The organism is Thalassovita autumnalis (assembly GCF_001458255.1).
Classification (GTDB): Bacteria; Pseudomonadota; Alphaproteobacteria; order Rhodobacterales; family Rhodobacteraceae; genus Thalassobius; species Thalassobius autumnalis.
Window position 1 is genome coordinate 51,331 of record NZ_CYSB01000038.1, and the last position, 26,129, is coordinate 77,459.

24 protein-coding genes are annotated in these 26,129 nt (G+C 59.4%); 17 read left to right on the forward strand and 7 right to left on the reverse strand.

What is annotated here, in order from left to right; genetic code table 11:
- Positions 1 to 14 precede the first annotated feature (14 nt).
- From TL5118_RS14995 to TL5118_RS15005, 3 genes are all read left to right on the forward strand, one after another.
- On the forward strand, positions 15 to 941 hold the full coding sequence (locus TL5118_RS14995; protein ID WP_058244850.1) for a DMT family transporter: 927 nt from the start codon (positions 15 to 17) through the stop codon (positions 939 to 941).
- Positions 942 to 961: 20 nt separating this feature from the next.
- Entirely contained in the window at positions 962 to 2,740 is a 1,779-nt protein-coding gene (locus tag TL5118_RS15000) for an SLC13 family permease (RefSeq protein ID WP_058244849.1), read from the forward strand.
- Positions 2,741 to 2,880: 140 nt separating this feature from the next.
- Complete coding sequence (locus TL5118_RS15005; RefSeq protein ID WP_058244848.1) at positions 2,881 to 3,621, forward strand: YebC/PmpR family DNA-binding transcriptional regulator; 741 nt, start codon at positions 2,881 to 2,883, stop codon at positions 3,619 to 3,621.
- 485 nt (positions 3,622 to 4,106) lie between these two features.
- Here TL5118_RS15005 and TL5118_RS15010 read toward each other — a convergent pair whose 3' ends face one another.
- Positions 4,107 to 4,994, reverse strand: a complete 888-nt coding sequence (locus TL5118_RS15010; protein WP_058244847.1) for a LysR family transcriptional regulator ArgP — start codon at positions 4,992 to 4,994, stop codon at positions 4,107 to 4,109.
- Positions 4,995 to 5,081: 87 nt separating this feature from the next.
- Here TL5118_RS15010 and TL5118_RS15015 point away from each other — a divergent pair, with 87 nt between their 5' ends.
- Together TL5118_RS15015 and TL5118_RS15020 are read left to right on the forward strand one after the other, a co-directional pair.
- Positions 5,082 to 5,675 carry a LysE/ArgO family amino acid transporter gene (locus TL5118_RS15015; RefSeq protein WP_058244846.1) on the forward strand — a complete coding sequence of 198 codons (594 nt, stop codon included), beginning with the start codon at positions 5,082 to 5,084 and terminating at the stop codon, positions 5,673 to 5,675.
- Positions 5,676 to 5,745: 70 nt separating this feature from the next.
- The gene (locus TL5118_RS15020; protein WP_058244845.1) at positions 5,746 to 6,648 is read left to right on the forward strand and encodes a DMT family transporter; all 903 of its coding nucleotides are present in this window, start codon (positions 5,746 to 5,748) and stop codon (positions 6,646 to 6,648) included.
- Between the two features lie 89 nt (positions 6,649 to 6,737).
- Here the strand turns inward: TL5118_RS15020 and choV are convergent, their stop codons facing one another.
- From choV to choX, 3 genes are all read right to left on the reverse strand, one after another.
- The gene (choV, locus tag TL5118_RS15025) at positions 6,738 to 7,757 is read right to left on the reverse strand and encodes a choline ABC transporter ATP-binding protein (protein WP_058244844.1); all 1,020 of its coding nucleotides are present in this window, start codon (positions 7,755 to 7,757) and stop codon (positions 6,738 to 6,740) included.
- 1 nt (position 7,758) lies between these two features.
- Positions 7,759 to 8,589: a choline ABC transporter permease subunit gene (gene choW, locus TL5118_RS15030; RefSeq protein ID WP_058244843.1), complete on the reverse strand. Its 831-nt coding sequence runs from the start codon at positions 8,587 to 8,589 to the stop codon at positions 7,759 to 7,761.
- 190 nt (positions 8,590 to 8,779) lie between these two features.
- The gene (gene choX, locus TL5118_RS15035) at positions 8,780 to 9,703 is read right to left on the reverse strand and encodes a choline ABC transporter substrate-binding protein (RefSeq protein WP_058244908.1); all 924 of its coding nucleotides are present in this window, start codon (positions 9,701 to 9,703) and stop codon (positions 8,780 to 8,782) included.
- A gap of 97 nt (positions 9,704 to 9,800) precedes the next feature.
- Here choX and betI point away from each other — a divergent pair, with 97 nt between their 5' ends.
- The 4 genes from betI to TL5118_RS15055 all read left to right on the forward strand — a co-directional run bounded on the left by betI (position 9,801) and on the right by TL5118_RS15055 (position 14,217).
- Positions 9,801 to 10,385, forward strand: a complete 585-nt coding sequence (gene betI / locus TL5118_RS15040; RefSeq protein WP_106404226.1) for a choline-binding transcriptional repressor BetI — start codon at positions 9,801 to 9,803, stop codon at positions 10,383 to 10,385.
- 121 nt (positions 10,386 to 10,506) lie between these two features.
- Entirely contained in the window at positions 10,507 to 11,967 is a 1,461-nt protein-coding gene (betB, locus tag TL5118_RS15045) for a betaine-aldehyde dehydrogenase (protein WP_058244841.1), read from the forward strand.
- 133 nt (positions 11,968 to 12,100) lie between these two features.
- A complete protein-coding gene (gene betA / locus TL5118_RS15050; protein ID WP_058244840.1) occupies positions 12,101 to 13,759 on the forward strand; it encodes a choline dehydrogenase in 1,659 nt (552 codons plus the stop codon).
- Positions 13,760 to 13,974: 215 nt separating this feature from the next.
- On the forward strand, positions 13,975 to 14,217 hold the full coding sequence (locus tag TL5118_RS15055) for an HP1242/YdcH family protein (protein WP_058244839.1): 243 nt from the start codon (positions 13,975 to 13,977) through the stop codon (positions 14,215 to 14,217).
- A gap of 117 nt (positions 14,218 to 14,334) precedes the next feature.
- Here TL5118_RS15055 and TL5118_RS15060 read toward each other — a convergent pair whose 3' ends face one another.
- Positions 14,335 to 15,732 (reverse strand): helix-turn-helix domain-containing protein, encoded by a 1,398-nt coding sequence (locus TL5118_RS15060; protein WP_058244838.1) that lies wholly within the window; start codon positions 15,730 to 15,732, stop codon positions 14,335 to 14,337.
- Between the two features lie 77 nt (positions 15,733 to 15,809).
- A complete protein-coding gene (locus TL5118_RS15065; protein WP_058244837.1) occupies positions 15,810 to 17,027 on the reverse strand; it encodes a multidrug effflux MFS transporter in 1,218 nt (405 codons plus the stop codon).
- Between the two features lie 205 nt (positions 17,028 to 17,232).
- Between TL5118_RS15065 and TL5118_RS15070 the strand changes: the two genes are divergently transcribed.
- From TL5118_RS15070 to TL5118_RS15095, 7 genes are all read left to right on the forward strand, one after another.
- Entirely contained in the window at positions 17,233 to 18,765 is a 1,533-nt protein-coding gene (locus tag TL5118_RS15070; RefSeq protein WP_058244836.1) for an acyl-CoA carboxylase subunit beta, read from the forward strand.
- Positions 18,766 to 18,839: 74 nt separating this feature from the next.
- Positions 18,840 to 19,199: a hypothetical protein gene (locus TL5118_RS15075; protein WP_058244835.1), complete on the forward strand. Its 360-nt coding sequence runs from the start codon at positions 18,840 to 18,842 to the stop codon at positions 19,197 to 19,199.
- A complete protein-coding gene (locus tag TL5118_RS15080) occupies positions 19,192 to 19,605 on the forward strand; it encodes a DUF6497 family protein (protein ID WP_131727448.1) in 414 nt (137 codons plus the stop codon). The genes TL5118_RS15075 and TL5118_RS15080 overlap by 8 nt, the downstream gene beginning before the upstream one ends.
- Positions 19,606 to 19,819: 214 nt before the next feature.
- The gene (locus tag TL5118_RS21415) at positions 19,820 to 19,960 is read left to right on the forward strand and encodes a hypothetical protein (RefSeq protein ID WP_165590053.1); all 141 of its coding nucleotides are present in this window, start codon (positions 19,820 to 19,822) and stop codon (positions 19,958 to 19,960) included.
- Between the two features lie 87 nt (positions 19,961 to 20,047).
- On the forward strand, positions 20,048 to 20,398 hold the full coding sequence (locus tag TL5118_RS15085; RefSeq protein WP_058244833.1) for a hypothetical protein: 351 nt from the start codon (positions 20,048 to 20,050) through the stop codon (positions 20,396 to 20,398).
- A 376-nt stretch (positions 20,399 to 20,774) separates the two neighbouring features.
- A complete protein-coding gene (locus tag TL5118_RS15090; RefSeq protein ID WP_058244832.1) occupies positions 20,775 to 20,993 on the forward strand; it encodes a hypothetical protein in 219 nt (72 codons plus the stop codon).
- 140 nt (positions 20,994 to 21,133) lie between these two features.
- Complete coding sequence (locus TL5118_RS15095) at positions 21,134 to 23,182, forward strand: acetyl-CoA carboxylase biotin carboxylase subunit (RefSeq protein WP_058244831.1); 2,049 nt, start codon at positions 21,134 to 21,136, stop codon at positions 23,180 to 23,182.
- Positions 23,183 to 23,257: 75 nt separating this feature from the next.
- Here the strand turns inward: TL5118_RS15095 and TL5118_RS15100 are convergent, their stop codons facing one another.
- Positions 23,258 to 23,758 carry a DUF4174 domain-containing protein gene (locus TL5118_RS15100; RefSeq protein ID WP_058244830.1) on the reverse strand — a complete coding sequence of 167 codons (501 nt, stop codon included), beginning with the start codon at positions 23,756 to 23,758 and terminating at the stop codon, positions 23,258 to 23,260.
- 156 nt (positions 23,759 to 23,914) lie between these two features.
- Between TL5118_RS15100 and scpA the strand changes: the two genes are divergently transcribed.
- Positions 23,915 to 26,044, forward strand: coding sequence for a methylmalonyl-CoA mutase (gene scpA, locus TL5118_RS15105; protein WP_058244829.1), 2,130 nt, complete (start codon positions 23,915 to 23,917; stop codon positions 26,042 to 26,044).
- Positions 26,045 to 26,129: the final 85 nt, after the last annotated feature.

Genomic DNA, 26,129 nt, shown 5'->3' on the forward strand with positions numbered 1-26,129 from the left:
AGATGAGCTGACACGTGAAAAATCCCCTCGGTCTTTACCTTTTCTTAGCGGTTCTTGGCGCAGGATGGGGCCTGAACTCGGTTCTGGCAAAGATCGCCGTCGGCGGCGGCTATGCGCCATTTGGTTTGATATTTTGGCAGTTGGTGATCACGTCACTGATCCTCGGCGTCATATGTTGGGTGCGTGGCAGCTGGCCAAAACTGGGGCGGGCGCAATTGCGCATGGGACTGTTTGTTGCGGTGATCGGGACGATCGTGCCCAACGCGGCCAGCTATCGAGCGGCAATGAACCTACCAGCTGGGATATTGGCGTTGCTGCTATCGCTGGTGCCGATTTGTGCCTTTCCTTTGGCGCTGGTCATGGGCAACGAACAGTTTAGCGCGCGCAAGTTTCTGGGCCTGAGCCTTGGCGCCCTGGCTGTGGCCCTGCTGGTCCTGCCTGGTGAGGCATTGCCAGATGCGGCGATGTTGGCCTTGTTGCCTTTGGCTGTGATTGCCCCGATCTGCTACGGGTTGGAGGGCAATGGCGTCGCAAAATGGGGCACCGGTGATCTGTCGCCGGTTGAATTGCTGTTCCTCGCCTCTCTGCTCGGGGTGGTGATTGCTTTGCCTTTGGCGATTGTGACAGGACAGTGGATCAGCCCTGCGCCGCCTTATGCGCTGCCCGATCTGGCGCTGGTGGCCTCGGCGATGATCCATGCGCTTGTTTACACTGGCTATGTCTGGCTTGTGGGGCGGGCGGGGGCGGTTTTTGCCTCTCAGGTGGCCTATCTGGTGACCGGCTTTGGCATCTTCTGGGCCATGGCGATCCTCGGGGAAAACTACGCCAGCTCGTTCTGGGGGGCTATGGCATTGATGTTACTGGGGGTCTTCTTCGTGCAGCCGCGAAGGCAGATCCCTCTTGTTGCCGCTGCGCCCCTGCGCCACACTAACGGGGAATGACCTAAGTTCGGGCGAAGTATATGGCGTTGATGGAGCTGTCGCAGACCGGCCAGGCGGTGTTGAGCCTCTGCGTGGTGCTGGGCATGTTTGCCCTGTTTATCAAAGAGATATTCCCCACCGAAGTTGTGGCCATTTTCGGCGTTGCGGTGTTACTGGCGCTGGGGCTACTGCCCTATGAGACGGCGCTGGACGTTTTGTCAAACCCCGCACCTTGGACCATCGCGACGATGTTCATCGTGATGGGGGCCTTGGTGCGCACTGGCGCCCTGGCGGCCTTTACCAACCTGGCGGATCGGGCCGGCCGCACGAACCCGAAACTGGCCATTGTGGTTTTGATGGCCTTTGTGGTTCTGGCCTCGGCCATCATGAACAATACGCCGGTTGTGGTGGTGATGATCCCGGTGTTTGTGCAGCTGGGCCGGACCATGGGGGTTTCCGCCTCGAAAATGCTGATCCCGCTCAGCTACGGCGCGATCATTGGGGGGACATTGACCCTGATCGGCACCTCAACCAACCTGTTGGTGGATGGGGTGGCGCGCAGTCAAGGCCTTGAAGGGTTTGGGATTTTTGAGATCACGCCACTGGCCGTGGTGCTGGTCGCCTGGGGGATGACCTACCTGTATTTCTTCGGTCGCAAGATGTTGCCGGAGCGGACGACGATGGCCTCGATGCTGTCCGATCGCTCTAAAATGAAGTTCTTTACCGAGGCCGTGATCCCCCCTGAATCCAACCTGATAGGCCGTGAAGTTGCCGGGGTGCAGCTGTTCAAACGCGAAGGGGTGCGCCTGATTGACGTGGTGCGCGGGGACCGATCGCTGCGGCGGAATATGAAAGATGTGGTGCTGCAGGTTGGCGACCGCGTGGTGCTGCGAACCCAAATGACCGAGTTGCTGAGCCTGCAGCGCAACAAAAGTCTGAAACGATTGGATCAGGTTGGGGCCGTAGAAACCTCAACGGTGGAGGTGCTGATCACGCCGGGCTGCAAAATGGTGGGCCGCGCGCTGGGCTCCATGCGTCTGCGTCGCCGCTATGGTGTTTATCCGCTGGCGCTGCACCGGCGGAACCAGAACATCAGCGGCCAGTTGGATGAACAGGTGGTGCGTGTCGGCGACACGCTGCTGCTAGAAGGCGCGCCCGAAGATGTGCAGCGCCTGGCCTCTGATATGGATATGGTTGATGTCACACAGCCATCCGTCAAAGCCTACCGTCGTGGGCATGCCCCGCTGGCGGTGGCCACATTGCTTGCAATCGTTGGGCTTGCCGCACTGGGCGTCGCACCGCTGTTCCACCTGTCGGTCATTGGCGTGGCGCTGGTGCTAGTCAGCCGCTGCATCGACAGCGAGGAGGCGTTTACCTTTATTGAGGGGCGTCTGCTGGCCCTTATCTTTGCCATGCTGGCCATCGGTGCCTCCCTGCAACATACTGGCGCTGTTGCCTTAATTGTCGATGCGATCGCACCCTGGCTGGGCCAATTGCCGCCCTTCCTGATTGTCTGGGCCATTTACCTTTTGACTTCGGTGTTAACCGAAATGGTGTCAAACAACGCAGTTGCCGTTGTGGTCACCCCGATCGCCATTGGCCTGGCCGGCGCCATGGGCATCGACCCGCGCCCGCTGGTGATTGCCGTGATGGTCGCGGCATCCTGCAGCTTTGCCACGCCCATCGGCTATCAGACAAATATGCTGGTTTACGGCCCCGGCGGCTATAAATTCACCGATTTCCTGCGGGTTGGCGTGCCGCTCAACCTCACGATGGGGCTCCTGGCCTCGGCGTTGATCCCGGTGATTTGGCCGCTCTGACGTGACCCTGCCGCAATATTCAGGAAAATAAGGTGTTCTGAGCACGCTTTCGCCGGGATTGAAGCGGTGGCAGGCTTGCAGCCCCCTGCGCCGCTCCTTTATAGATCGGTCCAAACAGGACAATACGAACGGAGGGTGCCATGGCTGGCCACTCAAAATGGGCAAACATTCAGCACCGCAAAGGCCGCCAGGACGCCGCGCGGTCCAAGCTGTTTTCAAAGCTGTCGAAAGAAATCACCGTCGCCGCAAAAATGGGCGACCCTGATCCGGAAAAGAACCCGCGCCTGCGCCTGGCCGTAAAAGAAGCCAAGAGCCAGTCCGTCCCCAAGGACGTGATTGAACGCGCGATCAAGAAATCGGCGGCGGGTGAAGGCGACGATTACGAAGAAATCCGCTACGAAGGCTATGGCCCGAACGGCGTGGCCGTGATCGTGGAAGCGATGACCGACAACCGGAACCGCACCGCCTCCACCGTACGCTCCACCTTCACCAAAAACGGCGGCAACCTTGGCGAAACCGGCTCCGTTGGCTTCATGTTCGACCGTAAAGGCGAAGTGACCTACACCGCCGACGCAGGCGATGCGGACACCGTGATGATGGCCGCGATCGAGGCGGGCGCTGAGGATGTGGAAAGCTCGGAAGAGGGCCACCTGATTTACTGTGCAGACAGTGATCTGCACGAAGTGTCCGGCGCTTTGGAGGCAGAGCTAGGGGAATCTGAATCGACCAAACTGGTTTGGAAACCCACCACCACCACCGAATTGGATCTCGAAGGCATGCAGAAGCTGATGAAGCTGGTGGATGCGCTGGAGGACGATGATGACGTTCAGCGTGTAACCACAAACTTCGAAGCCTCGGATGAGGTTATGGCGCAGCTCTAAGCGCGCTCAGCTTCAGACATTGAAAGAAAGGCGGTGCATTTGCGCCGCCTTTTTCCGTTTGGCGTAGGGAAAGAGGCTTCCGTGACGCGTACGCGGCTAGCGGTCTAGTGCGACCGCTAGCCAAAATGACTCATTTCCGGACCCAATCTTTGCTCTAAGGTCCGCAGGCTTGTCCAAACATGACATCTGCGATTGAGCGGTGTTTGCGCGTTTGAAACGTGCCGTGAACCGGCTTGCGATGACGGATGGCAAGGAATTGCCGCAGTTAATGAAGGGGGCAGAACCCTGCAACCTTCGCGCCAAGAGTAACTGGACCTCGATCTAGACATGTCAATTAGTTGTCCCGGGTAATGCCTGTGGATAAAATGTGGATAACTTTTGGCATGTAGATAAATCTGAGGACTTACTGGGCGGGTTAAGCTTATCCACATTTGTATGTGGATAAGTTTGTGGGTTTTTGATTTTTATCTATTTAATTCATATTATTATATAATCACCAATTTATCCACATTTTCCAAGTTCTCCTTTGCGACAGCCCTGATGGCATCAGTCAACGGCGACAGCATGTCCGAAAACAGGCGTGAGTGCTGCCAAAAGAGTGACACATGCAAATCGCTGCCGGCAACTAGCCGAACAAGCTCGCCTGAGGCCAAATAATTATCCACAAGACCATGTGGGTTCATGCCCCAGCCCAGACCCAGCCGGGCGGCTTCGACGAACCCTTGTGTGGATGGAATTTGATGGAAGTATGTGCTGTGGATAATTCCAAAATTTTGTTTAATCCAAGTGCTTTGAAGCTTATCTTTTCTGTTGAAAACTAAGAATGGAGCCGACTCAATGCTCGACTTATCCACACCATTTTGGAAGTGTTTCTGAACGTATTTTGGGCTGGCTGAGGCCACATAACGCATCGCACCCAATGGAATGGACTCACATCCGCGGGGCGGATTGGCGACCGACGTGATTGCAGCGCTCACTTCACCTCGTTTCAGCCATTCGGCGGAGTGATCCTGGTCATCCACCACCACATCGTAGAGGTGGTCTGGAACCTGGGCCAATGCTTCTAGAACCCAAGTGGCCAGGCTGTCGGCATTGACCGCAATGCGCATCCTGGCGGCTGGCCCCGCTGCTTTGCCCGTGACCCGGGCTTCCAGCAATGCGACCTCCTGTAGGTGCCGGGCCAGGCGGTTGCCGATTTCTGTCCCGGTGCAAGGGCTGCCCCGTTGCACCAGGGGCGCGCCAACATGTTCTTCCAGTTGGCGAATACGTTGAGACACCGCAGACTGGGTAATGTTCAACTGCGCCGCGGCCAGATCGAAACTGCCAAGACGCAAAACGGCGGCGAGTGTTTCAAGTTGGGTATAATCCAGCATAAGAATCCCTAATCTAAATAGAAAAACTTTAAATCGACTAACCGACCCCGCGGCGTTAGTCAAAATTTAAGACTTATGAGGTGACCTATGACGGCGATGTTTGCGGGCTTTGGACTGGGGCTGTCCCTGATTGTGGCGATCGGGGCTCAAAATGCGTTTGTGCTGCGTCAGGGTATTCGGCGGCAGCATGTGCTGCCGATCGTGCTGGTCTGCGCGATCAGTGACGCTGTCCTTATCGCTGCTGGTGTCGCTGGGTTTGGTGTGTTGGTTGAACGGCTGCCTTGGCTGGAGGGCGTGATGCGGTTTGGTGGCGCAGCGTTTCTACTGTTTTATGGGGCAAAGGCTTTTCTTTCTGCCTGGAGGGGGCAAGGCAACATGCAAGGGGGCGATAGCAGCGCTGGCAACCTCTGGATCGCGCTGACGACCTGCCTGGTCTTCACCTGGGCCAATCCGCATGTCTATCTGGACACGGTGGTGCTGTTGGGCTCGATCGCGGCGCAATATGACGATCGCGTCGCCTTCGGTGTCGGGGCGGTAACCGCAAGCTTTTGCTTCTTCTTTGCGCTTGGCTACGGCGCGCGTTTGCTTGCACCGATCTTTGAGCGGCCTGTCGCGTGGCAGATACTGGATTTTGCCATCGGGTGTGTGATGTGGCTCATTGCGGTGAGCCTGTTGCTCTGACCAAGCCAGCAATTGCTTTGCGCAAGGGATATGGCTTGTGGTTCCGCCGAACCCATGTCTTCATGCGTGCATGAATGACAGGGCAGACAATAGGGTGAGCGCAGCCATCGGCTGGATGGTGGTGACAGGGCTGCTTTTTGTCTGCGTGACTGCGCTGGTGAAGCTGTTGGGGACAACATTGCCTGCCGCCCAAGCCTCCTTTTTGCGTTATGTTTTGGGGCTTATCTTTGTTGTGCCGGTGCTGGTGCGCAGTCAGTTGTCGGAGATCAATGCCGCCACTTGGCGGCTGTTTGTCTGGCGCGGCCTGGCACATTCCTTTGGCGTCTCTCTGTGGTTTTACGCCATGGCGCGGATCCCTATCGCCGATGTCACCGCGATGAATTACCTGTCGCCGATCTATGTCACCCTCGGCGCGGCTTTGTTTCTGGGCGAACGCTTGCATCTGCGTCGCTTGCTGGCCGTTGCAGGGGCGCTGATTGGTGCGCTGATCATTTTGCGGCCTGGGGTGCGTGAGGTCAGCCCGGGCCATTGGGCGATGATATTCGCCGCACTGGCCTTCGGGGCGTCTTATCTGATGGCGAAACGCCTAAGTGATGTGGTAAACCCGTCGCTGGTTGTCACAATGCTGTCGATCACTGTGGCTATCGGGCTTGCGCCGGTGGCGCTGGCAAATTGGGTGCGACCGGATCTTTATAGTCTTGGCGTGCTGTTCGTTGTGGCCTCTGCGGCGACGGCGGCCCATTACACAATGACGCTGGCCTTTGCGGCTGCGCCGGTGACTGTGACCCAGCCGGTCACCTTTTTGCAACTGCTTTGGGCGGTGCTTCTGGGCTATTTTGTCTTCGACGAAGGTCTTGATATCTGGGTGATAATTGGCGGTTTGGTGATCCTAGGCGCGGTCACATTCATCACCTGGCGCGAGGCTGTATTGAAACGGCGGCTGACCCCACCATCGCCGGCAACCAAACTTTAACCTTTTGCAGTTAAGCTGAGTCTGAGGCGCCGTTCAGAGGCCGCGGGCGGGCCTCTGAAACTTGTCTTAAGAATAGCTGCTGTGTTGGCTCAGGTGCCGCGCGGGTCCAGCAGCTTTTCCAGAACAGCTTGGGCGGTGATCTGGCCGATGATCTCGCCATTTTCAACCACGGCTACAGGTCCGTTTTGGGCCTGTGCCATGACATCACGAATGTCGCTTTCGGGCGGCAGGGCCACGCTGTGGGTGCCGCTGGCGGGTTCCATGACGTCACGGGCGCAAAGAACGCCCAGCGGGTTCATATGGGCGACGAAATCGGCGACATATTCGGTTGCCGGATCGGTGAAGATCTGCTGCGGGGTGCCACATTGCACAATGCGGCCGCCCTCCATGATGGCGATGCGGTTGCCGATCTTGAACGCTTCATCAAGATCGTGACTGACGAAAATGATGGTGCGGTGCAGTTTTTCCTGCAGCTCCAGCAGCTCATCCTGCAACCGGGTGCGGATCAGCGGATCAAGGGCTGAAAACGGCTCATCCATCAGCAGGATCGGCGCGTCGGTGGCAAAGGCGCGGGCCAGGCCCACACGTTGCTGCATCCCGCCCGAAAGGTCAGAGACTTTGCGGTCGCCCCAATCGGACAGGCCAACCAGCGCCAATTGCTCATCGGTTTTTTCCTGCCGCTCGGCCTTGGACATGCCGGCAAGTTCCAGCCCCAGCCAGACGTTTTCACGCACTGTGCGCCAGGGCAGCAGGCCAAATTGCTGGAAAACCATCGCAACATCGTGCTGGCGCACGTTGCGCAGGGTCTTTTCATCCGTTTCGGTGATATTCACCAACCCATGGTCGGTGGCCACCGAAACACTGCCGCGCGCCACCGGGTTCAACCCGTTGACGGCACGCAGCAAGGTCGACTTGCCGGAGCCGGAAAGCCCCATGAGAACAAGGATTTCGCCCTTGTCGACGGTGAGTGAACAATTGTGCACCCCCAGCACCTGACCGGTGCTGGCCTGAATTTCCGAGCGGCTTTGGCCCTGGTCCATCAGCGGCAGGGCCTGTTCGGGATTGTCGCCAAAGACGATGGAGACGTTATCAAAAACAACAGCAGTCATATCAGCGCTCCACCCGCAGCATTCGGTCAAGGGCAATGGCCACCGCCACAATCACCAGCCCGCTTTCAAACCCCAGTGAGGCGTTCACCGTGTTCAGCGCCCGCACCACCGGCACCCCAAGGCCATCCGCGCCCACCAGGGCAGCGATCACCACCATTGAAAGCGACAGCATGATGGTCTGGTTCAACCCGGTCATGATCTGCGGGAAGGCTGAGGGCAGCTCAATCTTCCACAGGGTTTGAAATTTGGTGGCGCCAAAGGCCTGACCCGCTTCGGTCAGGGCGGTGGGCACCTGCGAGACACCCAGCTGGGTCAGCCGGATCGGGGCCGGCAGCACAAAGATGAAGGTCGCCACAAGGCCAGGCACCATGCCGATGCCAAACAGCACGATCATCGGGATCAGATAGACGAAGGTCGGGATGGTCTGCATCATGTCCAGAACCGGAAGGATGGTTTTGTAAAACCGCGGCCGGTGGGCGGCGTAGATGCCGATCGGCACGCCAACCCCCATACAGAACAGCACCGCAAAGAAGATCAGCGTCAGGCTTTCGGTGGTTTCTTCCCAATAGCCCTGGTTCAGCACGTAAAGGAAACACAGGGTGACCAGCACCACCCGCGGCCAGCTGCGCTGCAGGTAATAGGTCAGGGCGGCAAACAGCGCCACGATCACCAGAGCGGGCGGGGCCTGCAAAAGCCACAAGAACCCGTCGATGCCGTTGCTCAGCAGGTCATCAATCGTGTCGAACAGATCGCCGAACGTATCGGTGAGCCAGTCAAACCCTGTTGCGATCCACTTACCAACCGGGATCTTACTTTCTTCAAGCCAGTTCATTTGGCCCCCTAAACGTGATGTGGTCGTGCCCTGTGTGACATCCTGTGTGACACCCAGAGTGATAGTGCCAGAATAATGGTGCCAGTCTAACTGTGACTGTTTCACAGGAATCGGTCTTGGCTGCGCATGCTTGCGGCAATTGCAAAGACAAACGCGCCAGACGGGATGGTCTGGCGCGTTCGGTATTGGCTTACATGCCCAGCGAGGCCTTGACGGCGGCAACAGCATCGCCACCGTCTTTGGTGGTCACGCCATCCAGCCAGCCCATGAAGGCATCGGGGTTGTCTTTCAGCCAGGCGCCGGCCGCTTTTGCAGGTTCTTCACCGTCATCCAGGATCGCACCCATGATTTCGTTTTCCATCGCCAGCGAAAACTCAAGGTTTTCCAGCATCTTACCAACGTTGGCACATTCGCTGATGTAGCCCTGACGCACGTTGGTGTTCACGATGGCACCGCCCAGGTTCGGGCCAAAGAACGCATCGCCACCGGTCAGGTAGGACATTTCAAAGTTGGCGTTCATCGGGTGGGGTTCCCAGCCGAGGAAGACGATCGGGTCTTCTTTGCGCACGGCGCGGGCGACCTGGGCCAGCATGCCCTGTTCGGAGCTTTCAACAACCTCAAAACCCTTCAGGCCAAAGGCGTCGCTGTCGATCATTTCCATGATCAGGCGGTTGCCGTCATTGCCCGGCTCAATGCCGAAGATCTTGCCGTCCAGCGCGTCACGCTGGGCGTTGATGTCGGCAAAGTCCTTGATGCCCAGATCGGCGGCGGCTTTGTTCACGGCGAGGGTGTATTTGGCGCCTTCCAGGTTGGCGCGCACAATCTCAACGGTGCCGGCCTCATAATAGGGGGCGATGTCACCGATCATGGTGGGCATCCAGTTGCCAAGGAAGACGTCAACGTCGCCATTGGCCATCGAGGTGTAGGTCACAGGCACCGACAGAACCTTGATGTCGGTCTCATATCCCAGCGCTTCCAGCACAACGGTGGTTGCGGCGGTGGTGGCGGTGATGTCGGTCCAGCCCACATCAGAGAAGGTAACCTTGCCGCAATCGGCCAAGGCAGGTGTGGCTGCCACAAGGGCCAGCGCGGAAAGAGTTGTCTTAAGGGTCATCATGACCTCCCTGAGTGTTGTCGTGTTTTTTCTTGATTGACGAGTCAATAAAAAACAAATTAGCTTAGCCTGGCAAGAATTATTCTACGAGTATCCGATGCCGAAGCTTGGAATGGAGCCTATACGGCGGGCTGCGCTTGTAAAAGCGACGATTGCCGAGATCGGTGAAACGGGCACATTGGATGTGACCGTGAGCCAGATTGCCAAGAGGGCAGGGATGTCCTCGGCTTTGGCGCATCATTACTTTGGTGGCAAAGAGCAGATCTTTCTTGCAGCGATGCGGCACACGCTGGCGGTCTACGCGGCTGAGGTGCGTGGCGCGATCGGCATGGCGGCGACGCCGCTGGAACGTGTTGAGGCGATTGTGAAATCCAGCTTCAGCCAGACCAATTTCCGCAGCGAAGTGGTGGCGGCCTGGTTGAATTTCTACGTTCTGGCCCAGGTGTCAGACGAGGCGAGGCGGTTGCTGAACGTCTACCAGATGCGGCTGCGCTCAAATCTCAGGTTTGCGCTGCGCCCGCTGGTTGGACCGGCCGCGCCAGAGGTGGCTGAACGGATCGCGGCGCTGGTCGACGGCGCCTATCTGAAACAGTCGCTGGGCCGCGGTGAGATTGCGCAGGGCGCCGCCGTGGAACTGGTGATGCAGAGTTTTGCCCATGAGGTGGCGGCGCATCAGGGGTAACGGCCCGGATTGCCCCTCTGACCGCCCCCAGGGCCGCCCGAACGGGCACAGGACCAAAGATCAAGATGAACAGGCCTGACCCGCGCCATGCGCGGCAGGGACATTTCCGAAAGGGAACGCAATGAGTTACAAATACCAGCCAGAAGGCAGCCATTTCATCAATGGCCGTTACGTTGAAGATACCACAGGGGCGGTGATTGACGTGATCTACCCCGCCACAGGTGAGGTGATTGCCAAGGTGCATGAAGCCACCGAAGCGGTGATCGAAGAGGCGATCACCAGCGCGCTGGCGGCGCAACAGGCCTGGGCAGCGATGTCGGGCACCGAACGCGGCCGCATTCTGCGCCGCGCCGCCGATATCATCCGCGAGCGCAATCATGAGCTTTCGGTTCTGGAAACCCATGACACCGGCAAGCCGTTGCAGGAAACGCTGGTGGCAGATGCCACCTCGGGCGCCGATGCACTGGAATATTTTGGTGGTCTTGCAGGCAGCCTGACCGGCGAACACATCGCGCTAGGCGACGGCAACTTCGCCTATACCATGCGTGAGGCGCTGGGCCTTTGTGTGGGCATTGGTGCCTGGAACTACCCGACGCAGATCGCCTGCTGGAAAGGCGCACCGGCGCTGGCCTGTGGCAATGCGATGATCTTCAAGCCGTCGGAAACCACACCCTTGTCGGCGCTGAAAGTGGCGGAAATCCTGCATGAGGCCGGTCTGCCCGCTGGCCTTTACAACGTGGTGCAGGGCACCGGCAAAGTGGGCGCGCCACTGGTGACGGATCCGCGGGTGAACAAGGTCTCGCTGACCGGATCAGTGCCGACCGGGCGCAAGGTCTATGCGGCGGCGGCCGAGGGCATGAAACATGTCACCATGGAATTGGGCGGCAAATCCCCGCTGGTGGTCTTTGATGACGCCGACCTCGACAGCGCGGTCAGCGGCGCGATCAACGCGAACTTCTATTCCACCGGCCAGGTCTGTTCAAACGGCACCCGTGTCTTTGTTCAGAAAGGCATCAAAGAGGCGTTTTTGAACCGTCTGGCCGAACGTCTGCAGGGCGCCAAAATGGGCGATCCGCTTGATGAGAGCGTGAACTTCGGCCCCATGGTTTCAGCCGCGCAGCTGGCGATCGTCGAAGGCTATATCGCCAAAGGCAAAGAAGAGGGCGCGCGTCTGGTCGCCGGGGGCAACCGGCTGGATCAGGAGGGTTACTGGATTGAACCAACCGTCTTTGCCGATGTGACCGACGATATGGTTGTGGCACGCGAAGAGATCTTTGGCCCGGTGATGTGTGTGCTTGACTTTGACGACGAAGACGAGGTTCTGGCACGCGCCAATGACACCGAATTTGGTCTGGCCGCTGGCGTCTTCACCGCCGATCTGGCGCGCGGCCACCGCATGGTTGCAGGGTTTGAGGCAGGCACCTGCTTCATCAACTCCTACAATGATGCGCCGGTCGAAGTGCCGTTTGGCGGGTCGAAAATGTCCGGGGTTGGCCGTGAAAACGCCAAAACCGCGATCAACCACTACAGCGAGCTGAAGTCGGTCTTTGTACGTCTGGATGCCTGCGAAGCAGCATTCTGAGGTTTGAGCGGGTTGGGGGCAGATCCCCCGGCCCATCGCCCACCCACCCGCCCCGATGCGCCGGGGGATCTTTCAAGATCTGGCGCGTCCTAAGGGGGCAGGGGCGGGCCACATCTGTTTCTGGAGAAGCGAAATGGAAGCGGATTTTGTCATTGTCGGCGCGGGCTCTGCCGGGTGCGCCATGGCTTACCGGCTGAGCGAAGCCGGTGCATCGGTCATTGTGATCGAACACGGGGGCACCGATGTGGGCCCCTTTATTCAGATGCCGGCGGCGCTGAGTTATCCCATGAACATGAGCCTTTATGATTGGGGCTATATGTCAGAGCCGGAGCCGCATCTGAACAACCGCGAACTGGTCTGTCCACGCGGCAAGGTGATTGGTGGATCCTCCTCCATCAACGGGATGGTCTATGTGCGCGGCCATGCTCATGATTTCGACCACTGGCGCGATCAGGGCGCGGATGGCTGGGGCTATGCGGATGTGCTGCCCTATTACAAACGTATGGAAAGCTGGCACGACGGCGGTCATGGCGGCGATCCCAGCTGGCGCGGCACTGATGGCCCGCTGCATGTCACCCGGGGGCCCCGCAACAACCCGCTGCACGCCGCCTTTGTTGAGGCGGGACGGCAGGCGGGCTACCCGGTCACGCAGGATTACAACGGCGAACAGCAAGAGGGCTTCGGCCCGATGGAGCAGACCGTCTACAAAGGGCGCCGTTGGTCGGCGGCCAATGCCTATCTGCGTCCGGCGCTGGAGTGTGAAAACTGTGAACTGATCCGCGGCCTTGCCTGCAAAGTGGTGATCGAAAATGGTCGCGCCACCGGGGTGGAGATCAAGCGCGGCGGCAAGGTTGAGGTGATTTCGGCCCGCCGTGAGGTGATCCTGTCGGCGTCCTCGCTAAACTCGCCCAAGCTGTTGATGCTGTCGGGGATTGGCCCGGCGCAGCATCTGGCAGAGCATGGGATTGAAGTGGTCGCGGACCGGCCCGGCGTCGGGCAGAACCTGCAGGACCATCTGGAGGTCTATTTCCAGATGGCGGCAAGCCAGCCGATCACCCTCTATAAATACTGGCCGCTGGTGCGCAAAGCGATGGTGGGGGCGCAGTGGCTCTTTACCAAAACCGGTCTGGGCGCCTCGAACCAGTTTGAAAGTGCTGCTTTCATCCGCTCACGTGAGGGGATTGATTACCCGGATATCCAGTATCACTTCCTGCCGTTGGCGGTGCGCTACGATGGCAAGGCCGCGGCCGAGGGGCATGGGTTCCAGGCGCATGTCGGGCCGATGCGGTCGGAAAGCCGGGGCAATGTGACCCTGCGCTCCGCCGATCCGAAGGACGCGCCGGTCATCCGTTTCAACTACATGAGCGAAGAAAGCGACTGGCGCGATTTCCGCCAGTGTCTGCGCCTTACCCGTGAGATCTTTGGCCAGGAGGCGTTCAAGCCTTTCGTCAAACATGAGATCCAACCGGGCAAGGATCTGGTCACCGATGATGAGTTGAACGGGTTTATCCGCGAACACGCTGAAAGCGCCTATCACCCTTGTGGCACATGCCGGATGGGGCGTGCTGATGATCCGATGGCCGTGGTTGACCCGCAGGCGCGGGTGATCGGGGTTGAGGGCTTGCGCGTCGCTGACAGCTCGGTCTTCCCGCGGATCACCAATGGCAACCTCAACGGGCCGTCGATCATGGTGGGCGAAAAAGTGTCAGACGCTGTGCTGGGTCGTGGGCCGTTGCCGTCGGACAATGCCGCGCCCTGGATCAACCCCAATTGGCAGAGCTCGCAGCGCTAAGCGCTACCTCTCTGATATGAAAACACACGGCGCGTGGGGCTTCCGCGCGCCGTTTTTGTTGCCGTTGTTCTCGCTGGGATGCGGGGACTAGATCTTACGAGCCATGGGCCGGGTGCCGTTATTTTAAGAAAGCCACAGCATAAGTTGATCCGGGTCAAAGTGGGGCGGCCCTGCCAGGGGTAGAGTCGGGGCAAGACAGAACAAGGAGAAACGCAATGTCGCACACCCCACATGAACTGGCCGAAGAATTCCCTGAATTTGTTGAAAAAATGTCGGCGCTGAAGGTTTCAGATGCGCATTTTGCCAAGCTGGCAGAGGCCTATCATGAGCTGAACCGCGCCGTGCACCGGGCGGAAACCAATGTGGAGCCGCTTGAGCAACTGGCAGAGGCTGAGCTGCGCAAAAAACGCTCAGCGCTCAAGGATGAGATCTATGCTTATCTGAAAGATGCGGCCTAACGCACCGGGGTCTGAAAGGCTTTAAGATTTCATGCTTGTCAGGTTATGCCTGACCAATGGGGCCGTCTGGCCCCATTTTCGTGTCGCGCCACATTCTTGTGGCGCATTATGGTGCCGTTATTCCACCTTATAGGGCAGCAATTCACGCCTATTGGTGTTGATGGTCAGGCGCCGCTCCAGTGGGGGGACAGATCGCTGGTGGCAGGTTTGTCGTTCGCAGATCCGGCAGGAAATGCCGATCGGCTCAAAGGTTTGCGGGTTTGAAAGGTCCAGGCCGTCCGCGTAGACCAGATCCGCGGCATGACGCACCTCGCAGCCCAGGGAAATGGCGAAACGACGCACTGGGGCGCCAAAGCTGCCACCCCATTTTGACACATCCCGCGCCAGGCTGATGTAGCGCACGCCATCTGGAGTTTCGGCCAATTGGCGCAGGAAACGGCCCGGCGTTTCAAAGGCGCGGTGCACATTCCACAGCGGGCAGGCGCCGCCAAAGCGGGCAAATTGCAGCCGGGTGGCCGAATGGCGTTTGGTGATGGTGCCCGCCTGATCGACCCGCACAAAGAAGAAGGGGATGCCCTTGGCTCCGGGGCGCTGCAGCGTCGACAGCCGGTGGGCGATCTGTTCGATCGAGGCGCCGAACCGGTGTGACAGCAGTTCCAGATCGTGGCGGGTGGCCTGTGCTTCGGCCAGAAAATCGCCATAGGGCATCAGGGCGGCGCCAGCGAAATAATTGGCCAGCCCGATCTTGGCGATCGACCGGGCCTCCTCGGATTGGAAGCGGGCCAGATCCAGCGTGGCCTCCAGCAGTTTGTCCTGTTGCAGCAGCGAGATCTGCAGCAGTAGCTGGAAGGTCTGGGTTTCCGGCGCGGTGCGCGAGGACATGGTCAACGTTCGGGTGTCGGCATCATAATGGCGCACTGGTGCGCTGTCGTTGAAGTTGACCTTCAGTCCGGCGGATTTCAGCGATTTCAACGCATGTAGCCGAATGCCACCCGGGCCTGCGGCACGTGCGAAGCTTTCAGCCGCCCGGTCCACTGCGTCGATGTAGTTGTCGCAATAGTGGAAGAAGTCGCGCACCTCTTCCCAGGGGCTCTGTTGGCTGCCGCGATCTTCACGCCCCAGCGCCTCATCCAGGGAGGCGAGGCGTTCATGGGTCTGCCGGTAGGCGCGGTGCAGATCCAGAAAGGCCCGCGCCAAAGCCGGCGCGTTCGAAGCGGTCAGTCGCAGATCGGCCAGCGGCGGCATGTTATCTGCGAACAGCGGGTCCGCCAGCGCCTCGCGCATATCACTGACCAGCCGCTCACTGTCACCGGTGCTAAGTTCGGTGACGTCAAAACCAAACTCCTGCGCCAGGGCCAGAACCACCGTGGTCGAAACCGGGCGGTTGTTGTTTTCCATCTGGTTCAGATAGGGCAGGGACACGCCGAGTTTGCTGGCAAACTCCTTCTGCGTCAGGCCCAGCCGCTGCCGTGTTTCGCGCAGTTTCGCCCCAGCGTAGAGTTTTTGCGTGGCCATGCGGCTGCCCTCGAATTTACAGATTTGCTCTTACGTGATCGTAAGTTTGCAAACCCCTGGGCGCAAGGTGGCTTGGCTTATGCGGATTGCAACTGTTTGTCGCGGCGGATCACATAGAGGATGCAGGCCATCGACAGGACTGAGGACAGGGTCATCAGGCTGATCAGCGGCAACTCATTGCTGCCGGGCTGGACCAGCACGCCCGCAAAGGCCGACAGCGCCGCGCCGCCGCCAATCATCAAGGTGCTGCCCAGACCTGCCGCGGTGCCTGCCAGATGGGGCCGCACGGACAGGAGGCCCGCGGTGGCATTGGGGATGGTCATGCCGTTGCCGATCCCCACAATGATCATGGAGCCGAAGAAAATGATCGGGCTGCTGATGCCAATCAGGATCAACCCATAGGCCAGCAATAGGCCAGCCGTGGCAAGGGAGGTGCCGCACATCACCATGCGGGTCACGCCAATACGGGCGGAAAAGCGGCCCGAGATAAAGTTGCCAAGGAAGTAGCCGATCCCCGGCGTGGCCATCCACATGCCCAATTGTGTCAGCGGAATGCCAAAATACTCAGTGCCCAGATAGGGCGCGCCGCCGAGGTAGGCAAAGAACGCACCGGACCCCAGCGCGGTGGCCATCGCATAGCCCCAGAACCGGTGCGAAGTCAGGATCTCCGGGTATTCACGGATCTGCTGGCGCATCGGCGTGCCAGTGTGGCGCGCGGTTTCGCCCTGATCAAAGTAGATCAAGGCAAAGATCAACACGCTGGCCACAAACAGCAACTGGAAGGAGGACTTCCAGCCAAAAAGACTGTCAAGCAACCCGCCAAGCGCGGGCGCAATCATCGGCACCAGCGCCATGCCCATGGTGACATAGCCCATGACCGAGGCAGCCTTGTCCTGCGGATAAAGATCACGCACCACCGCCCGGCTGAGCACGATCGCGACCGCAATCACCGCCTGCATCATGCGAAACAGCATGAACACCTCAGCTGTGGGCGCCAACAGGCAGCCGAGCGTTGCGATGCTGAACAACGCCGTGCCCCAGAGCAGCACGGGCCTGCGGCCAAAACGATCCGAGAGTGGGCCGATAAACAGCTGCATCACCGCATTGACCCCGAGGTAGAGCGCGACCGAAAGCTGCATGAAGGCATAATCGGTCTGATAATATTCCGCCATGTTGGGCAGCGAAGGCAGGAAGATATTCATCGCCAGTGCAGACATGCTGGCAAGGATGATCAGCGTTGCCATGGTGGGGGGCGTGCTGCGGTCTAGGAATCGGATCTCAACGCGGTCATTCATTTGTTAATCATATTCGGTGTGGCTGACCCGGCGCAATAGGCGAGGATAGGGTAAGCGTATTCTACCTCAGGCTAAAAGCGAATATATTTGCAAGTTTGCATTTAGCACTCACTGTTCTGCCAAGTGTTTGCAAATTTGCCGGATTCCTCTTTGAGTCGCGCCTCAGCCCCCCTATACCCTTGAGCAAACCATGAAGAGGTCCGTCATGAAAGATATTCTCCAGCAATTGGAAGACCGCCGCGCCGCAGCCCGTCTGGGCGGTGGCCAGCGCCGCATCGACAGCCAACATAAAAAGGGCAAGTTGACCGCACGCGAACGTATTGAGCTGCTTCTGGACGAAGACAGCTTTGAAGAGTTCGACATGTTCAAAACCCATCGCTGCACCGAATTTGGCATGGAAAAGGACAAGCCCGCAGGCGACGGTGTGATCACCGGCTGGGGTACGATCAACGGCCGTATGGTCTATGTCTTCTCTCAGGACTTCACCGTTTTCGGCGGCTCGCTGTCCGAAACCCACGCCCAGAAGATCTGCAAAATCCAAGACATGGCGGTGCAGAACGGTGCGCCGATCATCGGCCTGAACGACTCGGGCGGGGCGCGTATTCAGGAAGGTGTCGACTCGCTGGCGGGATACGCCGAAGTGTTCCAGCGCAACATCATGGCCTCGGGCGTGGTGCCGCAGATTTCGGTGATCATGGGCCCCTGTGCCGGTGGCGCGGTCTATTCGCCCGCGATGACCGACTTTATCTTCATGGTCAAAGACACCTCCTACATGTTTGTGACCGGCCCGGACGTGGTGAAAACCGTGACCAATGAGGTTGTGACCGCCGAAGAGCTGGGCGGTGCCTCCACCCACACCAAGAAGTCCTCGGTCGCTGATGGCGCCTTTGAAAATGACGTTGAAGCGATGGCCGAAGTGCGCCGTCTGGTCGACTTCCTGCCGCTCAACAACCGTGAAAAGCCGCCCGTACGCCCCTTCTTTGATGAGCCGGGCCGCATCGAAGCCTCGCTCGACACGCTGGTGCCGGAAAACCCCAACACCCCCTATGACATGAAAGAGCTCATTCATAAGATCGGGGATGAGGGCGACTTCTACGAAATTCAGGAAGACTACGCGAAAAACATCATCACCGGCTTCATCCGTCTGGAAGGTCAGACCGTGGGTGTTGTTGCAAACCAACCGATGGTTCTGGCGGGCTGTCTGGACATTGATGCCAGCCGCAAGGCCGCCCGTTTCGTGCGGTTCTGCGACTGTTTCGAAATTCCGATCCTGACACTGGTGGACGTGCCGGGCTTCCTGCCGGGGACCAGCCAGGAATATGGCGGCGTGATCAAACACGGCGCGAAACTGCTGTTTGCCTATGGCGAAGCCACGGTGCCGAAAGTGACTGTGATCACCCGTAAGGCCTATGGTGGCGCCTATGACGTGATGGCGTCGAAGCACCTGCGCGGTGATTTCAACTACGCCTGGCCAACCGCGGAAATCGCTGTGATGGGTGCCAAAGGCGCGACTGAGATCATCCACCGCGCCGATCTGGGCGATGCCGAAAAGATCGCGGCCCACACCAAAGACTACGAAGACCGTTTCGCCACCCCCTTTGTGGCGGCCGAACGGGGCTTCATTGATGAGGTGATCCAGCCGAAATCGACCCGTCGCCGTGTCTCCCGCGCCTTTGCCAGTCTGCGCAACAAGCAGCTGAAGAACCCGTGGAAAAAACACGACAACATCCCGCTGTAAATTGAGTGCCGCCGTGTAAGCGGCGGCCTCCATATGACTCCCGCAGGCTTTGTGCTGCTTTTGAGGTATCTCAAATGACCCGCCGCAATTGGCATATCCTGACAGACGGTGACGCGCTGGTTCTGGCGCGGCGCGTCCCTGTGCGTATGGATTTTGCGGCGACGGCTGATTTTCCTGCTTGCAACCGCTTGCTGCTTGCACAACAAATTCGTCAGGACATTTGGCGCAGGCTGCAGCGGCTCAAGGGATATGCACCGGTGGTGCGGATCCAAAGCGATGGCAACCGGTTGCAGGTCACCGCTGGCGGGCAGGTTGATGGGGCGATCCCTTCGGATCTGTCGGATCAGGTGGCTGAGATTTTGAACACACCAGCGCTGCGCCAGCGTTGGATCGCCCATGCGGCCCGCACCCGAGAGGGGCAGCGCCATGTCTAGGGGGATCAGACATACCGCCGCGCTTGGGGGCATCCTTTGTTGGATCGGCGCGGCCACGGCGGCAGGGCAAGAGGAGGCTCTCGCCGCTGTGCCCTCCGGGCTGACCCTTGCCTTGATGGATAAACGGATCGAAGCACAGCCCGACGGATCGGATTGGGCACGCTTCCGCTTTGTGGCACCGGCCCTGGCCGAAGGCGTGGGGTACGACGTGGTTGAGGGCGATTTTGCCCACCTCTGCCATGAGGTTGCCCTGCCGGATCTGCAGGATCGCGGCCGCGCTGTGGCGCAGGTGGTGATCTCCCTGTCTTCAAAAGAACTTGGTTTCGGCGAAATTCAGCCTGAAATCATTCAGTTTTTCGAGGCTTTTCGCATCGAAAACGACCGCTGCATCTGGGAGGCATTCTGATGTTCCCACTATATGTTGCGAAACCGGTGGTGACTCCAGCACAGGTTGCGGCTTTGACGTCACAGATCGGCGCGCTGCGGGTGGTTGCGTATGCTTGCACCCGGGCTTCCTGTATGATCGGATCAGGCGGCGATTGCGTCGCTCGCACCTCACAAAGGGGGCAGGTTGGGGCAAAAGCCCTTAATTGGTTGTTCCATTCGAACAGGAGAATCACATGTCGAACTGTTTCAAAACCGTTCTGGCGCTGGGTCTGGTTGCTGCTCTGGCAGCCTGCGCACAGCAAGAAGAAGAATACGTTGTCGTCGAGCCCGAGCCGATCTCGGTTGAGCCCGTCTACACCGGCAAATACAAGTAATGTAGGCTATCGCCTTCTTACACAGGAACAGGCCGCGGGTCGGCCTGTTCCGGTCAGCCCGCGCGCCCTTATCAAAGGGAGCAAATCATGCTGAAACATCGCGGGTTTCCGGGCCGTATGCCCAGCACCGATTACCAATTCACCATCCGTCGTGCGAACCCCAAAGGGGCAACCGCATTGATTGCGCGCGAACGCTACCGTGACCGCCGCCCGCCAGACCGGCGTGCCGACACCGCCTTTATGAAGGCGCTGTGGGAGCATTTTGGCGATCAGCCGTTTGAACGCGGCAATCTGGATGCAGGCCGGTTGAGCTGGATGTTTGGCCGTGAGGTGCTTGCTGCCGAAGATCCCTTTGATCCCGAAAGCTATGAGGCGCTCCTTGTCATTGATGAGGCCAAAGCGCGCGCGGCTTTTCCTGAGGCTTTTGAGGAAGAGTAATCGGCATGAACTTGCGCAGCCCCCAGAGATTTGAGCAGGAAGCGGCCCAAAGCACCGCGGCAGGTGCCGCGCGCTTGGCTGACTGCGCGCTCTGGGGCAGCGTGATCTTCGTAGGCAGCGCCCCAAAGCCTGGGGGCGTCTCTACAGCTTGTGTCCCAAGCCATACCCCTTCCCTTTACGGACGGAGGCGCCACACCCCTGGCCCTTCGTCCATTTTTTCCGCCATCCCCCGCATTACGGCCCGCAGCCGCGCCTTTGTGGCCCCGCAGAACCGGCAGAGCTTTGCCGATTTTGCCGCCCCCGCAGCGCGCCCCTTGGCAGCGGCAGCGGATGGCGATGTTCTCTCTTTCAGAGCAACAAGAAAGAGAGGCTATTCATGCAGTACAGAACACCAGCCGCGAAAGTTTGGATCCTTGCCGTCCTCGGCGCCACTGCGCTCAGCGCCTGCGGTGACTCGGTCGCGGAACGGGCGCTTTACGGCGCCGGCGCGGGCGTGGCCACAGCGGCCGTCGTCGATGGCAACCTTGGCACCGGCGCAGTTGCCGGCGCTGCGGCCAACGTCGCTTACTGCGAACTTTACCCGTCACGCTGCTGATGCGGCGCTGACATCCGTGCGGGCTGTGCCCGTGCGCCATCAAGAATTGAACCCCACCCCGGCCGCGCGCCGTGGTGGGGTTTTTGTTGCCATGTGTCCGGGCAGCCTCCGCCCGGATGCCAAATTGGAAGGGACGAGAAATGTTCAATAAGATCCTGATCGCGAACCGGGGCGAGATTGCCTGCCGCGTCATGAAAACTGCCCGCAAGATGGGTATCAAGACCGTTGCGATCTATTCGGATGCAGACAAACAGGCGCTGCATGTGAAAATGGCGGATGAGGCGATCCACATCGGCCCGCCGCCTGCGAACCAGTCCTATATCGTCATCGACAAGGTGATGGATGCGATCCGCCAGTCGGGCGCCGAAGCGGTTCACCCTGGCTATGGCTTCCTGTCGGAAAACGCCAAATTCGCTGAGGCGCTGGAGGCCGAAGGCGTTGCCTTTGTCGGCCCGCCCAAAGGCGCGATTGAGGCCATGGGCGACAAGATCACCTCGAAGAAGATCGCTCAAGAGGCCGGCGTGTCCACCGTTCCGGGCTACATGGGCCTGATTGAGGATGCCGATGAGGCGGTGAAGATCTCCAACGAAATCGGCTATCCGGTGATGATTAAAGCCTCCGCCGGTGGTGGCGGTAAAGGCATGCGGATTGCCTGGAACGATGACGAGGCTCGCGAAGGGTTCCAGTCGTCCAAAAACGAAGCGGCGAACAGCTTTGGTGACGACCGGATCTTCATTGAGAAATTCGTCACCCAGCCGCGCCACATCGAAATTCAGGTGCTTTGCGATGCGCATGGCAACGGCATCTACCTGAACGAACGTGAATGCTCGATCCAGCGCCGGAACCAGAAGGTTGTGGAAGAGGCCCCGTCGCCGTTCCTGGACGAAGCCACCCGCAAGGCCATGGGCGAACAGTCCGTCGCGCTGGCCAAGGCCGTGGGCTATGCCTCTGCCGGTACCGTTGAATTCATCGTCGATGGGGACAAGAACTTCTACTTCCTGGAAATGAACACCCGTCTGCAGGTGGAACACCCTGTGACCGAGCTGATCACCGGTGTCGATCTGGTCGAACAGATGATCCGCGTCGCCAACGGTGAGCCGCTGAGCATCACGCAGGACGACGTACAGATCAACGGTTGGGCCATTGAGAACCGCGTTTACGCCGAAGATCCCTATCGTAACTTCCTGCCCTCCATCGGCCGTCTGACCCGCTATCGTCCGCCGGCAGAAATCGCTGCGGGTCCCATGCAGGACAATGGCAAATGGGCCGATGATGCCACCGTTGGCGAAGGCTTTGCCGTGCGCAACGACACCGGCGTCTTTGAGGGTGGTGAGATCTCGATGTATTACGACCCGATGATCGCCAAGCTTTGCACCTGGGCGCCGACCCGTGGTGAGGCGATTGAGGCCATGCGCAACGCGCTGGACGGGTTTGAGTTGGAAGGCATCGGCCACAACCTGCCTTTCGTCAGCGCAGTGATGGATCATCCGAAATTCATCAGCGGTGACATGACCACCGCCTTCATCGCCGAAGAATACCCCGAAGGTTTCGAAGGGGTGGACCTGCCGGAAGAGGCGCTGAAACGCATCGCTGCCGCCTGTGCCGCCATGCATCGCGTCGCCGAAATCCGCCGCACCCGTGTTTCGGGCCGGATGGACAACCACGAACGCCGTGTTGGCACCGATTGGGTTGTGACCCTGCAAGGCGCTGAGTTCGGTGTTGAAATCGACGCTGACCACGAAGGTTCTACTGTGAAGTTCGCCGATGGCAGCAGCCTGCGCGTGGCCTCGGACTGGACACCGGGCGATCAACTGGCCGAACTGACCGTGGGCGGTGAAACCCTGGTCTTGAAGGTCGGCAAAATCTCGGGCGGCTTCCGCATCCGCAGCCGTGGCGCCGATCTGAAGGTCCATGTGCGCACCGCGCGTCAGGCCGAACTGGCCAAGCTGATGCCGGAAAAACTGCCGCCGGATACCTCGAAAATGCTGCTCTGCCCGATGCCGGGTCTGATCGTGAAGATCGACGTGGAAGTGGGCGACGAAGTGCAGGATGGTCAGGCGCTCTGCACCGTTGAGGCGATGAAGATGGAAAACATCCTGCGCGCCGAAAAGAAAGCCGTGGTCAAAAAGATCAACGCGGCCGCAGGCGACAGCCTGGCCGTGGATGATGTGATCATCGAGTTCGAATGATAAGATGTTGGGCAGGGTTACATACCCTGCCTGCGGTCTGCCCGCAGGCGGTGCCATCCCTTATTGGGGTGGCTCTCACTCCTTGCCCAGCTGTTCCCGGATTTCCTGCTGCCGTGTCGGCCATTTGTCGATGGAGCGGGTGATTTCGCGCACCGTCCAGGGGGCGGGTTTGCGCAGTTTGACTTCACCGTCCTTGTCGATCAGCGCCAGCATGAAGCCGCGCGGGCGCAGCTTCTTGCGCAGGGCGGAACCGCTTTTGCGGTCGGTGTCGGTCATCACAACCACATCGCGCAGCAGCAGCTCTTCGATGTCGGATTCCAGAAACCGCATCTGTTCCACAAAACGCGGATCGGCGGCGGCGTCGGCAAAGACGACAATGGGCCGTTTGACCCAGAGAAAGTCATCCAGCGTCACATCGGCGCTGTCCACGATGGGCAGGGCAGGGGCGGCAGCCGCTCCCGGTTCAGTTGCAGCTGCGGGCGCAGCTTCGGCCTCCGTGGCCTCTTGCGCCGCCAAAGAGGTGCCGCCCAGCATGGGCAGCGCCAAAAACGTAAGAATTCCAAACACTCGTCGCATCAAAGCAAGGCCTCCTGTCGATCACGATATAGGCATCCTTGCCCCGATTGCGACCGTGAAATGCACAAATCTTGGTGTGTCGGCAGGGCCGCAGGCCATCCCACCCCATTCCCGGACAAAGGGCGCCCCTCCCGGCGCAAAGAAGAGGACCAAAGCATGACCAACAGCAAAGACGATTGGCGCAAACTGGCCGAGAAAGAACTGCGCGGCCGCCCGCTGGATGATCTCAACTGGGACACGCTGGAAGGCATCAAGGTGCAGCCGCTCTACACGGCTGAGGACACCGAAGGCCTGCCGCATATGGGTGAGCTGCCGGGCTTTGGCCCCTTCACCCGTGGCGTGAAGGCCACGATGTATGCCGGCCGTCCCTGGACCATCCGCCAATATGCCGGTTTTTCCACCGCCGAAGAATCCAACGCCTTTTACCGCAAGAACCTTGCGGCAGGTCAGCAGGGTGTTTCGGTCGCTTTCGATCTGGCCACCCACCGCGGCTATGACAGTGACCATGAACGGGTTGTTGGTGACGTCGGCAAGGCCGGTGTGGCGATTGACTCGGTTGAGGATATGAAAATCCTATTTGACGGCATTCCGCTGGATAAGGTTTCGGTCTCGATGACCATGAACGGCGCGGTGATCCCGATCCTGGCAAGTTTCATCGTGGCCGGTGAAGAACAGGGCCATGACAAGAGCCTTCTGGCGGGCACCATTCAGAACGACATTCTGAAAGAGTTCATGGTGCGCAACACCTATATCTACCCGCCTGAGCCGTCGATGCGGATCATCTCGGACATCATCGAGTACACCTCGAATGAGATGCCGAAGTTCAACTCGATCTCGATCTCCGGCTACCACATGCAGGAAGCGGGTGCGAACCTGGTACAGGAACTGGCCTACACGCTGGCCGATGGCCGTGAATATGTGCGCGCCGCGATCAACGCCGGCATGGACGTAGACAAATTCGCCGGCCGCCTGTCGTTCTTCTTTGCCATTGGCATGAACTTCTTCATGGAAGCCGCCAAACTGCGCGCGGCGCGGATGCTGTGGCACCGCATCATGACCGAATTTGGCGCCCAGTCCGAACGTTCCAAGATGTTGCGCACCCACTGCCAGACCTCAGGCGTCAGCCTGCAGGAACAGGATCCTTATAACAACGTGATCCGTACTGCTTATGAGGCGATGTCAGCGGTTCTGGGCGGCACCCAGTCGCTGCACACCAACGCATTGGACGAAGCCATCGCCCTGCCGACCGAGTTCTCGGCGCGGATTGCCCGCAACACCCAGATCATCCTGCAGGAAGAAACCGGTGTGACCAATGTGGTCGACCCGCTGGCAGGTTCTTACTACGTGGAAAGCCTGACCAATGAACTGGCCGAAAAGGCCTGGGCCTTGATCGAAGAGGTTGAGGAAATGGGGGGCATGACCAAGGCCGTGGCCTCAGGCATGCCGAAACTGCGGATTGAGGAATCGGCGGCGAAACGTCAGGCGATGATCGACCGCGGCGAAGAGGTCATTGTGGGCGTGAACAAATACCGCCTGTCCGAGGAAGACCCGATCGATATTCTGGATGTGGACAACGTCGCGGTGCGCGAAAGCCAGATTGCCCGTCTGAACCAGATCCGTGAGACCCGCGATGAGGCGGCGTGCAGCGCTGCGCTGGAGGCCTTGACCAAAGGCGCCTCCGAAGGGGGCAACCTGCTGGCGCTGTCCGTCGAAGCCGCCCGCGCCCGTGCAACAGTAGGGGAAATCAGCATGGCCATGGAAAAAGAATTCGGCCGTCACCGCGCCGAGGTCAAAACCCTCGCCGGGGTCTACGGTGCCGCCTATGAAGGCGACGAAGGTTTTGCCGCCATTCAGAAATCCATCGAGGCCTTCGCCGAGGAAGAGGGCCGTCGCCCGCGTCTCTTGGTGGTCAAAATGGGTCAGGATGGCCACGACCGTGGCGCCAAGGTGATCGCCACTGCCTTTGCCGACATCGGCTTTGACGTGGACGTTGGCCCGCTGTTCCAGACCCCGGCTGAGGCCGCACAGGATGCGGTGGACAACGATGTGCATGTGGTTGGCATCTCGTCCCAGGCCGCCGGTCACAAGACGCTTGCCCCGCAGCTGATCGAGGCGCTGAAAGAAAAAGACGCCGAAGACATCATCGTGATCTGCGGCGGCGTGATCCCGCAGCAGGATTATGAGTTCCTGCAAAACGCTGGTGTGAAGGCGATCTTCGGCCCCGGCACCAATATTCCTGAGGCGGCAGAGGACATCCTGAAGCTGATCCGCGAAGCCCGCGCCTGATGTGATCGCGTGCTGGGGGGCGGCAGGGCAGGGAGGGCGTTGCCCTCTTCGCCCCTCCTGCGGCGGGCCGCCTTCACCAAGAGTA